The following is a 12,350-nucleotide window of genomic DNA, read 5'->3' as shown; positions in this document are numbered from 1 at the left end:
TTATTTTTTTGGGTTTTTAGGTTCTAAGAGCGATTTAGCGTTTGTACTGGTTATTACTTTTTTACCTGTTTTTGCTTCTAGTTCTTTCATAGCAACTTTGGCAACATTACCACCTTGTTGTGCTACTTTTTTACTTTCGGCAAAACCTTTTGGGTTTACCGCCTGCGAAATATCCTTAGTAGAAACTTCGGCAAGCATGTTTAGAATCAATTCTGTATTGGTCATGTTGTCTCGCAAGTTTTCTTTCTTTAGTCCTTTTAATACTTTATATTCTTTAGTATTTTTTCCAGCCCAAGCTTTGGTAATTATATCTGTAAGTGTAGCAAATTGCTGTCCCTCCTGTAGTCCTTTACTTTTCCATTCGTCGGTCAACTCTTTGCGTATTTCAATACTTTTTAGGCGTTGGTTAATCCAGTTTTCAGAATATCCTAATTCTAAATATTGTGCTAATGCTCTGTCAATAGTGATTTCGGGATCTTGCACTTCATCTAATTGTTCACTAGCAATTTGTGCTAACCATAATTTAAAAGGCTCTGCTTTTGGGGAAGGAATAGATTGAATTAACCTAAAAAGTTGTTCGGTATCGGCAACATCGGTCATTCGCAATTTGCCATCTGGAGCTTGCATTTTCAACTGTCCGATTTTTTCGGACAGTTCACTTCCTTCTTTAGTTAGTTTTGATTTTAAATCACTCCAATATTTTCTTGGTCGCTCACTATTAGTCAAGATTTCTATTACATCAATAATAGAAATATACCATTTTTCTTCAGCGCTATCCCAACAGGTACGCACTTTAGTATCTTCAAAAAGTTGAATTTTATTTTGTTTTTCCATCTTAGGTCAGTGTAAAAATGCAGTCCTATATTTCGTTTTACCAGCTGCAGTTGTCAAGTAATCCTTGCCAACTGAAATTGCTTCTAATTCCTTTTCTTTCAGGATGTTTATACTATGTAAACTTATATTTTGTTCAGCCGTGTCAAAAAGTTCCGTTAGTTGAATTTGATTCATCCAAACATCTCCTTTTCTAGCAAAAAAAGCTACTGATGCTTTACCGTATTCTGTATTATAAATAATAATTTCTTGTTCTTCTTTTATGTTTTACTATCTAAAAAGGAGTTGAAATATTCAATTCGGCACAAAAATTCGCAATCGCTTTATCAGTCTCTTCAATTTGAATATCCAATGCTTTTATTTCATTTGCGATAGCATTAATATCAATACTGTCTTCGGCTTCAAACGTATCTACATAACGAGGAATATTCAGGTTGTAATCCTGAGACAACATGAAATCTAGAGTTGCAATTCGGCTGTATTTATCTTCCTCGAGGCGGTTGCTGTATGTAGTTATGATTTTGTCAATGTGCTCTTCTAGCAAAACATTTTGGGTTTTTACCTTATCAAAATGTTGGCTGGCATCAATAAACAAAACGTCTTTTGGGTTTTGTCTTGTTTTTTTCAACACCAAAATACAAGTTGGTATTGACGTTCCGTAAAAGATATTCGCTGGTAAACCAATTACGGCATCGAGATAATTTTTATCTTCTATCAAATATTTACGAATGTGACCTTCGGCACCGCCACGAAACAAAACGCCGTGTGGCAGTACGATCGCCATGGTTCCGTTATCGTCTAGCTGGTGTACCATGTGTTGCACGAAAGCAAAATCAGCTTTGGAACTTGGTGCTAGTTTTCCATAAGCCGAGAAACGCTCATCAGTCATAAATAATGGGCTTGCACTCCAGTTTGCCGAGAATGGAGGATTAGCCACTATGGCTTCAAAACGCTGGTCAATGTGTTGTGGACGTTCTAAGGTATCTTCGTTCTTGATGTCAAAACGTTTGTAATGAACATCGTGCATAATCATGTTCATACGACAGAGGTTGTAAGTCGTAGGGTTCATTTCCTGTCCGTAAAAAGCACTGACGTCTTTCACTTCTTTGGCAACACGCAACAATAAAGAACCCGAACCACAAGTAGGATCATACACACTTTTTAGTTTGTCTTTACCCACGGTTACGAGTTGTGCAAGAACGCTACTCACTTGTTGAGGCGTATAAAATTCTCCCGCTTTTTTACCAGCGCCACTAGCAAATTGTCCAATAAGGTATTCATAAGCATCACCAAGGACATCGCTATCTGTGTTTTCTAAATCAAAATCAATTTCATCTAAATGGGTAAGTACTTTTACAATCAATTCGTTTTTATCGTTCTCCGATTTTCCGAGTTTGTGCGAAGTTAAATCCAGATCCGAAAACAAGTTTCCAAAATCTTCTTCGCTTTCTGATCCCATGGTGCTTTGCTCAATGTGGGTGAGCACTTTAGCTAGATCTCCTAAGATAAAATTATTTTTTCCACCGGCATTTCCTCTATGCGCCAATTCAGAAAACAGCTCGGAAGGTTCTAAGAAAAAGCCCAGTTTGTCAATAGCGAGTTGTTTTACTTCCTGCATTAGCAAAGCCTCGTCAGCATGGCCGATAATGCCCGCAAAAGTTAATCCGTCTGGTTGTAGTATTTGGTTGGCATACAAATCCATCTTGGTGCTAAGGTATTTGTAGAAAATAAATCCTAATATGTAATCTCTAAAATCGTCGGCATCCATTTTACCACGTAGGGTGTTTGCGATGTTCCAGAGTTGTTGTTCTAATTTTTGTTTTTGTTCGGCTGCCATTAAATGTATTGATTCAAAATTTATGTCGGTAGCTAAAATTGCTTTACCTATTATAATTATTTCTGTCTACTATGTTTATTGTAAATCAGTTGCGACTAAAAAGCATTTCTGAATTCCCAATATGCAAGAAATTTACTTTGCTAAGATATTGAAAAAATAAAGTTTATAAGTACGGGAATCCACAAAGAAGTCTTATTTGTAGAACTTTTTTACCCGGGAGGAATAAATGCTGACTGTTGATTTGCGTATTTTTTGCACTTTAGAAATAACGGTGCTGTTTTGGGACTGTAAATGTGCGCATTAAAAAGAGTAAAACCAAAAAACCCACTGTAATCAGTGGGTTTTATTGTGAAGGCAGAAGGATTCGAACCTTCGACCGCCTGCTTAGAAGGCAGGTGCTCTATCCAGCTGAGCTATGCCTCCATTGCTCGTGTAAAAAAAGTCGGGGTGGCAGGATTCGAACCTGCGGCCTCCTGCTCCCAAAGCAGGCGCGATAACCGAGCTACGCTACACCCCGAAAGCAAAATAAAAAAGCGGAGGGACAGGGACTCGAACCCTGGCACCGATTGCTCGGTGACAGTTTAGCAAACTGCTCCATTACCACTCTGGCACCCCTCCAAGCTCAAAGAAACGTGTCTTGTTTTGCGGTTGCAAACTTAGTACTTCTTTGCGTTACACACAACTATTTGAGTCCTTTTTTTTATTCTTTTTTAACAATTATATAAAAACACTTCACAGTCAAACATATAGAATCAAAATTAATTTAAAAGTGAATATCTCAGCCCCAAAATATGTATTTGGCTAAAAAAGTCTAAATTTGCTAGATAAACCAACATTATCATAGTTATGAACAAAAGAGTTGTTATCGTATCTGCCGTTAGAACACCTATCGGAAGTTTTATGGGGGGATTATCTACTGTTACTGCGCCACTATTAGGAGCAGCAGCCATCAAAGGTGCTTTAGATAAAATTAATTTAGATCCAAATTTAGTAGATGAAGTATTCATGGGCAATGTAGTTCAAGCTGGAACAGGTCAAGCACCTGCCCGTCAAGCTGCTATATTTGCAGGGTTAAATAATTCAGTGGCTTGTACCACAATCAATAAAGTATGTGCTTCGGGAATGAAAGCTGTGATGTTAGGCGCGCAAGCGATACAATGTGGAGATGCTGAAATTGTAGTAGCCGGTGGAATGGAAAATATGAGTTTGATTCCGCATTACCTCAACCTTAGAAATGGAACAAAATTTGGTCCAGCAACAATGATTGATGGAATGCAAAAAGATGGTTTGACTGACGCTTATGATAATAGTGCAATGGGAGTTTGCGCTGATCTATGTGCCACCGAATATAAATTTAGTCGTGAAGATCAAGACAACTATGCAATTCAATCTTATGAGCGCAGTGCAAAGGCTTGGACCGATGGTAAATTTGACAATGAAGTAGTCCCAGTTGCAGTTCCGCAAAGAAAAGGAGATCCTATAATGGTAACTAAAGATGAAGAATTTACCAATGTAAAATTAGATAAAATACCATCTTTAAATCCAGTGTTTACAAAAGACGGTACCGTTACAGCGGCAAATGCTTCTACTATAAATGATGGCGCAGCTGCAGTAATATTAATGACTGAAGAAAAAGCAATTGCTTTAGGCTTAAAACCCTTAGCTTACATTAAAGGATATGCTGACGCAGCTCAGGAACCAAAATGGTTTACAACGAGTCCGTCAAAAGCTTTACCAAAAGCATTAGACAAAGCTGGCTTAAAAATAACTGACGTCGATTATTTTGAATTCAACGAAGCATTTGCAGTGGTTGGATTAGCTAACAGTAAAATTTTAGGCTTAGACAATAATAAAGTAAATGTGAATGGTGGTGCTGTTTCTTTAGGTCATCCACTGGGCTGTTCTGGAGTTCGTATTATAGTTACATTGCTTAATGTACTAGAACAAAACAATGCAAAAATTGGGGCTGCCGCAATTTGTAATGGTGGCGGTGGAGCTTCGGCAATTGTTATTGAGAGACTGTAAAACATAGATGATTTGGGTTGGAAGTTTTGTTGTACTTCCAACCCAAATTTATTAACACCTAATGCCATATAGATGTTTGGAATTTGTAATCTAGCGATGATACCACTGCGGTTTGAACCTAGCGATAGAAGTGAAATTGTCTCCCAAGTGTTATTTGGCGAGCACTTTGAAATTTTGGAACAATTAAAGCAGTGGACACGTATTAAAATGCAATATGATGGATATGAAGGCTGGATTGATTTCAAACAGCTTCAGCTTATTTCTCAAATTAACTTTGATGAATTATCATCCAAGGAAATAGTTCTCAGTGCAGATTTGATTGAATACATTACAACTCCGTCAAATATTTTAATTCCAATTCCTCTCGGTTCTTCTTTGTCTTTTCTAAATGACTCGGAAATAAATACTTCTAATTTTATGTTTGAGGGAACAAGAGCAAGTGGGATAAAAGAAAAATCAAAGCTGATTAATACCGCTTTTATGTATTTGAATGCGCCTTATCTTTGGGGTGGAAAAACTCCTTTTGGCATTGATTGTTCGGGGTTTACCCAAATGGTTTATAAACTAAATGGATATAAATTATTGCGTGATGCCTCACAGCAATCAACGCAAGGAGAAGCACTAAGCTTTATTGAAGAAAGTGAAGCAGGAGATTTAGCGTTTTTTGATAACGACGAAGGTAATATCATTCACGTAGGCATTATAATGGAAGATAACTATATTGTGCACTCTAGCGGTAAGGTACGTATTGACCGTTTAGACCATTTAGGAATTTTTAATGCCGAGACCAATAAACATACTCATAAGTTACGAGTCATTAAAAAAATTATATAAAAAAGCCGGTTTGAAAATTTTCAAACCGGCTTTTTTTATTTTTAAAATACTATTACATTTTTGCTTTTAGCGCTTTAGCCTCTGCAGTCATTTCTAATGCATTATAAACACCTAGCAGTGTCTTAGTCACATCGTCATTTTTAGGATCAAGCTCAACTCCTTTTTTCAAAAAAGGAATTACAGATTTGAAAATATCTTCTCTTTTCTTTTTAAGCTCATCATAACGTTTTGTATCTTTCGTTGACGTGCCTAATTTATTCATTTCGTCAATAATTGCTTTTTCACCTTCTAATTTCAAAGCGGCAATATTAATATACGCATTGATATAATCTGGTTTGATTTCAATCGCTTTCAGGTAATACTTTTCGGCATCAGCTTTGTTTCCTGCAGTAGCACTTATAACACCTAAGTTAAAAGTCAAATCAGCATCGTTTGGATTTTGAGCTAAAATCTCTCCAATCAATTTTTTGTAAGTCTCAAAATCTTTTGTTTCTAAGTATAAATTAGCTTCTGTTAATGCTAAAGAACTGTCAGATGGATCTGCTTTTCTGGCTTCAGCAACTGCTTTTTTTGCTTCCTCAGTTTTACCATCTTGAACTAGAATCAATGCTATATTTTTATAGATTTCGCCTTTTTTAGACGGTATAGCTTCAGTTCTAGGTTTTTCATGTGTACCTAATTTTACCATTCTGTCTCTCTCTTCGGAAGTAGTGAAAAAATCTTCTTGAGAAGTCAATTTATTGATTGCAAAATAACTAGTTCCTTTTCCAGAATAATTGATTTTCTTCAAATTATCATAAAGCTCTAAAGCTTTGGTATACTGTTTTGCATTAACATAAGTTGATGCTGCATAGTATAGATTGATCGTATCTTTCTGGTCTAATAGATAAGCATTATACAATTTTGTTGCACTTTCTGCATGTTTATCAACTTTGGAATCTGCAATCGCAGCATTGATCAATTTGTATTTGATATCAGTGATCGAAGTAGCAGCTTGCGCAGAATACTTCATTTTTCCTGAACTTTTTTCAACTGCTAACAGATCCTGATAAGCCTTAGCGGCAAGCGACAAATTTTTATCTGTATCAATTTTTTTATTAGCTAAGTCCAGTAGAACATTTCCTTTTACAAAGAAATATTGCGCTTTTTCTGCATCTGGTGCAGCTGCTACTAAAGACTCTGCATCCATCAATATAGTTGCTGCTTCTTGAGCTTTACCACCTTTTAACGCTTTTTCCGCAGCTTTAATTTGATCTTTTTGAGCAAAAGTAGCTGCTGATATAAATAACGCTGTTGCTAGCAATACATATTTACTTTTCATAAAATTCTGTTTTTGTTTAATAATTATTCTTGGTTGTAAAATTTAAATTTAAGCATCTTCATCTGAATCATCCTCCTCAGACTCATCGTCAAGCTCTTCCTCGTTCTCCGCATCATCTTCGTCTTCTTCCTCTGAACCTTCATCTTCGAGAACTTCTAAAACCGGTTTAACTCTTTCGATCGTTTCTGTTTCAACTACATTACCATCTTCATCCACTACCACTTCAGCGACATCATCTTTCATTACTTTAGTAACAGCTGCTATAGAATCTTTTCCTTTTAAATTGATCAGCTTAACTCCTTGCGTTGCTCGACCCATTACACGTAAATCTTCGATTGCCATTCTGATTGTTAATCCTGATTTATTTATAATCATCAAATCATCAGCATCAGTAACCGCATTAATAGAGATTAAGTTACCTGTTTTCTCTGTAATATTTAGTGTCTTAACGCCCTTTCCACCACGGTTTGTAATTCGATACACGTCTTCTCCATCTTCATCAACTAATTTGGTACGTTTTCCATATCCATTTTCAGTTACAACGAGAATTTGAGAATCATTGATGTTTTCCTTATCTACAGTAACCATACCAATTACTTCATCAGTATTATCCTTTAATGTAATCCCGCGAACTCCAGATGCTGTTCTACCCATTGGACGAGTTTTAGTTTCTTCAAAGCGAACTAATTTTCCTGATTTTACAGCTAATATTATTTGGCTTTCTCCGTTCGTTAATTTGGCTTCTAGCAATTCATCGCCTTCTTTTATAGTAATTGCTGCAACACCATTCACTCTAGGCTTAGAATATTTCTCTAAAGATGTTTTCTTAACCTGACCTTTTTTAGTTACCATAATAAGGTTATGACTGTTGATGTAATCCTTATCTTTTAAATCTTGAGTACAAATAAAGGCTTTCACCTTGTCATTACTTTCTATGTTGACTAAGTTTTGGATTGCTCTACCTTTAGCGGTTTTACTTCCTTCAGGAATTTCGTAAACACGCATCCAGAAACATTTTCCTTTTTGAGTAAAGAACATCATATATTGATGATTCGTTGCTACAAACATGTGTTCTAAGAAATCTTGATCTCTTGTTCCAGCACTTTTTTGCCCTACTCCACCTCTATTTTGAGTTTTATACTCAGTTAAATTAGTACGTTTTATATATCCAGCATGAGAAATAGTAATTACCACATTTTCATCAGCAATTAAATCCTCGATACTTACGTCACCGCCTGAATATTCAATTACAGAGCGACGTTCATCGCCATATTTCTCACGAATTTCTTCTAACTCTTCTTTTATCAAAGCAGTTCTTAAATTTACATCGGCTAATAAAGCTCTTAAATGCTCTATCAACTTCATAATTTCGTCGTATTCTGCTCTCAACTTGTCTTGTTCAAGACCTGTTAATTGGCGTAAACGCATTTCGACAATCGCACGAGATTGAATATCTGACAATTTGAATCTCTCAATCAACTTTCCTCTAGCTTCCTCTGTATTTTTAGAAGCTTTGATTAACGCAATTACCTCATCAATATTATCAGATGCTATAATTAATCCCTCTAAGATATGCGCTCTTTCTTCTGCTTTACGCAATTCAAATTGTGTTCTACGAGTAACAACATCATGACGGTGTTCTACAAAATAATGAATCATATCCTTTAGATTCAGCATTTGCGGACGCCCTTTAACTAATGCAATATTGTTTACACTAAATGAAGATTGTAATTGCGTAAACTTATATAATGTATTTAAAACTACGTTTGGCGTTGCATCACGTTTCAAGATATATACGATACGCATACCGTTTCTATCTGATTCGTCACGAATATTGGCTATTCCTTCAATTTTTTTATCGTTAACTAAATCAGCAGTACGCTTGATCATATCTGCTTTGTTAACTTGGTATGGAATTTCAGTCACAATAATTGATTCTCGACCATCAACTTCTTCAAAACCAACCTTGGCGCGCATTACAATACGACCACGACCCGTTTTAAAAGCTTCGCGAACTCCCTCGTAACCATATATTATACCACCAGTTGGAAAATCGGGGGCTTTAATATAATTCATCAGTTCATCGATTTCAATTTCATTGTTATCAATGTAAGCTAATGTTCCATTGATAACTTCTGTAAGGTTGTGGGGAGGCATATTAGTTGCCATACCCACAGCAATTCCTGTAGCTCCGTTTATTAATAAGGTGGGAACACGTGTTGGCATTACTTTAGGCTCATATAACGTATCATCAAAATTCAGTTGAAAATCAACTGTTTCTTTCTCGATGTCGGCCATAATTTCTTCTGAAATTTTGCGCATTCGAGCTTCGGTATAACGCATTGCAGCTGGACTATCTCCATCTACAGAACCAAAATTTCCTTGACCATCTACTAGCAAGTACCGCATGCTCCATTCTTGAGCCATACGCACCATCGCATCATAAACTGAAGTATCTCCGTGAGGGTGATACTTACCTAAAACTTCACCAACAATTCTGGCAGATTTTTTATGGGCTTTATTTGAAAAAACTCCTAAATCATACATTCCATAAAGAACTCTTCTGTGTACAGGCTTCAAACCATCTCTAACATCTGGCAGTGCTCTTGATACAATTACCGACATCGAATAATCGATGTAAGCCGATTTCATTTCATCTTCTATGTTAATAGGAATTAACTTTTCTCCTTCAGACATATGCTGTTATATTAAAAAATTATATTAGTTTCAAAACGTGCCAAGATACGGCTTTCTGAAATTTTTAACCAACTTTTCCACTACTAATTTTAATGATTTATCAACATAAATACTGCACTATTTCGTTAATAATTTAAGGTAAATTTAACGCTGTAGTGACTATAATTTTTGTCAATTAGCTGACAAATGGTGTTACGGGAATAGTTTTTGTTTCTAAAATAGTAATTCACTAAATTTACGATATTAAATATATATTATGGATGATAATTTTTCACCGAGAGTAAAAGATGTTATTACGTACAGCAAAGAAGAAGCTTTAAGATTAGGTCATGATTTCATAGGAACTGAACATTTAATGTTAGGGATTTTGAGAGATGGCAACGGAAAAGCAATTCAAATGTTGAACAATCTTAACATTGACCTCGACCATTTAAGACGAAAAGTAGAAATTCTGAGCCCAGCCACAACTGGAGTTGAGATTAACACTGAGAAAAAAAACTTGCATTTAACACGACAGGCAGAGCGTGCCTTGAAAACAACCTTTTTAGAGGCTAAAGTATTTCAAAGTACCTCAATTAGCACCGCTCACTTATTATTGTGCATTTTAAGAAATGAAAACGATCCCACAACAAAGCTATTGAATAAACTTAAAATTGATTATGATATAGCTAAAGAACAATATATAGGTATGAATCCAAACGAAGAAGATTTTATTGAAAACTTGCCGCGAAATGAATCTTATAATGACGATTCAGGACAAGATGACAGTCCAAAAGAAGGAACTTTTAATAATCCCGCCAACAAATCCAACAAAAAATCTAAAACTCCAGTGTTAGACAACTTTGGGAGAGATTTAACAGAAATGGCTGAAGAAGGAAAATTAGATCCAGTTGTAGGACGAGAAAAAGAAATTGAACGAGTGTCTCAAATTTTGAGTCGTCGTAAAAAGAACAACCCTTTACTTATAGGTGAGCCTGGTGTTGGAAAATCAGCAATTGCAGAAGGTTTAGCCCTTAGAATTATTCAAAAGAAAGTTTCTCGTACGCTCTTTAATAAACGCGTCGTTACACTAGATTTAGCAAGTCTTGTAGCGGGAACAAAATACCGCGGTCAGTTTGAAGAACGCATGAAAGCGGTGATGAATGAATTGGAGAAGAATGAAGACATCATCTTATTTATAGATGAAATTCATACAATTGTTGGAGCTGGTGGTGCTACGGGATCTTTGGATGCATCCAACATGTTTAAACCTGCTTTAGCACGTGGCGAAATTCAATGTATAGGTGCTACAACATTAGACGAATACCGTCAATATATTGAGAAAGATGGCGCCCTTGAAAGACGTTTCCAAAAAATAATTGTTGAACCAACATCTGTTGCGGAGACAATCACAATTTTGCATAACATCAAAAATAAATATGAAGATCATCACAATGTAACCTATTCTGAGGAAGCAATTGAAGCTTGTGTAAAATTAACGGATAGATACATGTCTGACCGCTTTTTACCAGACAAAGCAATTGATGCTTTAGATGAAGCCGGTTCCAGAGTTCATATTACCAATATTGAAGTTCCAGAACAAATTTTAGATCTTGAGCGACAACTTGAAGATGTGCGCGAACTAAAAAATGTTGTAGTTAAAAAACAAAAATACGAAGAGGCAGCTAAACTTCGTGATGATGAAAAACGCATCGAAAAAGATTTGGCCATGGCCCAAGAAAAATGGGAAGAAGATGCTAAAAACAACCGAATTGAAGTTACTGAGGATAATGTTGCCGATGTAGTTTCTATGATGAGCGGAATTCCTGTAAATCGTATTGCACAAACAGAAAGCAACAAACTTGCTAAATTACCAGAACTCATTGAAGGAAAAGTAATAGGTCAGCGAGAAGCAGTAATGAAAATTGCTCGTTCAATTCAACGAAATCGCGCCGGATTAAAGGATCCAAATCGACCAATAGGTTCTTTTATTTTCTTGGGGCAAACTGGTGTTGGGAAAACGCAATTGGCTAAAGTTTTGGCTAAAGAATTATTCGATTCTGAAGAAGCTTTGATCCGGATTGACATGAGCGAATACATGGAGAAATTTGCAATTTCAAGATTAATTGGTGCGCCTCCAGGTTATGTAGGTTATGAAGAAGGCGGACAATTGACAGAGAAAGTTCGCAGAAAACCATATTGCGTTGTGTTATTAGATGAAATTGAAAAAGCGCATCCTGATGTTTTTAATATGCTTCTACAAGTTTTAGATGACGGTTATCTAACGGATAGTTTAGGTCGAAAAATTGACTTTAAAAACACAATTATAATAATGACTTCTAATGTAGGAGCTAGACAATTAAAGGATTTTGGACAAGGTGTAGGTTTTGGAACTGCTGCTAAAGTGGCGCAAGCTGATGATAATTCGAAAAGCATCATCGAAAACGCATTGAAAAAAACTTTTGCTCCTGAATTCTTAAACAGAATTGATGATGTAATTGTATTTAATGCCTTAGAAAAACATGATATTAATTTAATTATCGAAATTGAATTAAATAAGTTGTTCGCGCGTGTGGCTGAGTTAGGATATCAACTAAATCTTTCTGATGAAGCTAAAGCGTTCATAGCTGATAAAGGTTTCGATAGACAATTTGGCGCTAGACCATTAAAAAGAGCCATTCAAAAGTATGTTGAAGATGCACTTGCCGAAGAAATTATAACATCAAAAATAGGATCAGGAGATGAAATCTTTATGGATATTGAAGAAGGAGCTCAGGAATTGACAGTACAAGTTAATAAAGCTGGCGAAAAAACTAATCTATAAAT

8 protein-coding genes and 3 tRNA genes are annotated in these 12,350 nt (G+C 35.9%); 3 read left to right on the top strand and 8 right to left on the bottom strand.

Annotated elements, in window-relative coordinates; genetic code table 11:
- The 6 genes from BUB42_RS05215 to BUB42_RS05190 form a co-directional block, all read right to left on the bottom strand.
- The gene (locus tag BUB42_RS05215; protein ID WP_073017910.1) at window positions 1–834 is read right to left on the bottom strand and encodes a BRO family protein; all 834 of its coding nucleotides are present in this window, start codon (window positions 832–834) and stop codon (window positions 1–3) included.
- A 6-nt stretch (window positions 835–840) separates the two neighbouring features.
- Window positions 841–1,008 (bottom strand): virulence RhuM family protein, encoded by a 168-nt coding sequence (locus tag BUB42_RS05210; RefSeq protein ID WP_244533883.1) that lies wholly within the window; start codon window positions 1,006–1,008, stop codon window positions 841–843.
- Between the two features lie 97 nt (window positions 1,009–1,105).
- On the bottom strand, window positions 1,106–2,668 hold the full coding sequence (locus tag BUB42_RS05205) for a type I restriction-modification system subunit M (protein ID WP_073017908.1): 1,563 nt from the start codon (window positions 2,666–2,668) through the stop codon (window positions 1,106–1,108).
- A 349-nt stretch (window positions 2,669–3,017) separates the two neighbouring features.
- Window positions 3,018–3,091, bottom strand: a tRNA-Arg gene (locus BUB42_RS05200).
- A 19-nt stretch (window positions 3,092–3,110) separates the two neighbouring features.
- Window positions 3,111–3,185: transfer RNA gene (locus BUB42_RS05195), tRNA-Pro, on the bottom strand.
- A 17-nt stretch (window positions 3,186–3,202) separates the two neighbouring features.
- Window positions 3,203–3,286, bottom strand: a tRNA-Ser gene (locus tag BUB42_RS05190).
- Window positions 3,287–3,514: 228 nt separating this feature from the next.
- On the opposite strand from BUB42_RS05190, the gene BUB42_RS05185 reads away from it, so the two are divergent.
- On the top strand, window positions 3,515–4,693 hold the full coding sequence (locus BUB42_RS05185) for an acetyl-CoA C-acyltransferase (protein WP_073017906.1): 1,179 nt from the start codon (window positions 3,515–3,517) through the stop codon (window positions 4,691–4,693).
- Window positions 4,694–4,765: 72 nt separating this feature from the next.
- Window positions 4,766–5,527: a C40 family peptidase gene (locus BUB42_RS05180; protein ID WP_073017904.1), complete on the top strand. Its 762-nt coding sequence runs from the start codon at window positions 4,766–4,768 to the stop codon at window positions 5,525–5,527.
- A gap of 52 nt (window positions 5,528–5,579) precedes the next feature.
- Here BUB42_RS05180 and BUB42_RS05175 read toward each other — a convergent pair whose 3' ends face one another.
- Together BUB42_RS05175 and gyrA are read right to left on the bottom strand one after the other, a co-directional pair.
- The gene (locus BUB42_RS05175; RefSeq protein WP_073017903.1) at window positions 5,580–6,848 is read right to left on the bottom strand and encodes a tetratricopeptide repeat protein; all 1,269 of its coding nucleotides are present in this window, start codon (window positions 6,846–6,848) and stop codon (window positions 5,580–5,582) included.
- Window positions 6,849–6,896: 48 nt separating this feature from the next.
- Window positions 6,897–9,545, bottom strand: coding sequence for a DNA gyrase subunit A (gyrA, locus tag BUB42_RS05170; protein ID WP_073017901.1), 2,649 nt, complete (start codon window positions 9,543–9,545; stop codon window positions 6,897–6,899).
- A gap of 256 nt (window positions 9,546–9,801) precedes the next feature.
- Between gyrA and BUB42_RS05165 the strand changes: the two genes are divergently transcribed.
- Complete coding sequence (locus BUB42_RS05165) at window positions 9,802–12,348, top strand: ATP-dependent Clp protease ATP-binding subunit (protein WP_073017899.1); 2,547 nt, start codon at window positions 9,802–9,804, stop codon at window positions 12,346–12,348.
- Window positions 12,349–12,350: the final 2 nt, after the last annotated feature.

This window comes from Flavobacterium micromati, assembly GCF_900129585.1.
GTDB lineage: Bacteria > Bacteroidota > Bacteroidia > Flavobacteriales > Flavobacteriaceae > Flavobacterium > Flavobacterium micromati.
The sequence above is the reverse complement of the archived record's forward strand: the minus strand, read 5'-3'. Positions and strand labels throughout refer to the sequence as shown.

Bases quoted from the DNA above. Each gene is read 5' to 3' on its own strand.
- BUB42_RS05215 (WP_073017910.1), bottom strand. From the start codon at position 834: ATGGAAAAACAAAATAAAATTCAACTTTTTGAAGATACTAAAGTGCGT.
- BUB42_RS05210 (WP_244533883.1), bottom strand. From the start codon at position 1,008: ATGAATCAAATTCAACTAACGGAACTTTTTGACACGGCTGAACAAAAT.
- BUB42_RS05205 (WP_073017908.1), bottom strand. From the start codon at position 2,668: ATGGCAGCCGAACAAAAACAAAAATTAGAACAACAACTCTGGAACATC.
- BUB42_RS05185 (WP_073017906.1), top strand. From the start codon at position 3,515: ATGAACAAAAGAGTTGTTATCGTATCTGCCGTTAGAACACCTATCGGA.
- BUB42_RS05180 (WP_073017904.1), top strand. From the start codon at position 4,766: ATGTTTGGAATTTGTAATCTAGCGATGATACCACTGCGGTTTGAACCT.
- BUB42_RS05175 (WP_073017903.1), bottom strand. From the start codon at position 6,848: ATGAAAAGTAAATATGTATTGCTAGCAACAGCGTTATTTATATCAGCA.
- gyrA (WP_073017901.1), bottom strand. From the start codon at position 9,545: ATGTCTGAAGGAGAAAAGTTAATTCCTATTAACATAGAAGATGAAATG.
- BUB42_RS05165 (WP_073017899.1), top strand. From the start codon at position 9,802: ATGGATGATAATTTTTCACCGAGAGTAAAAGATGTTATTACGTACAGC.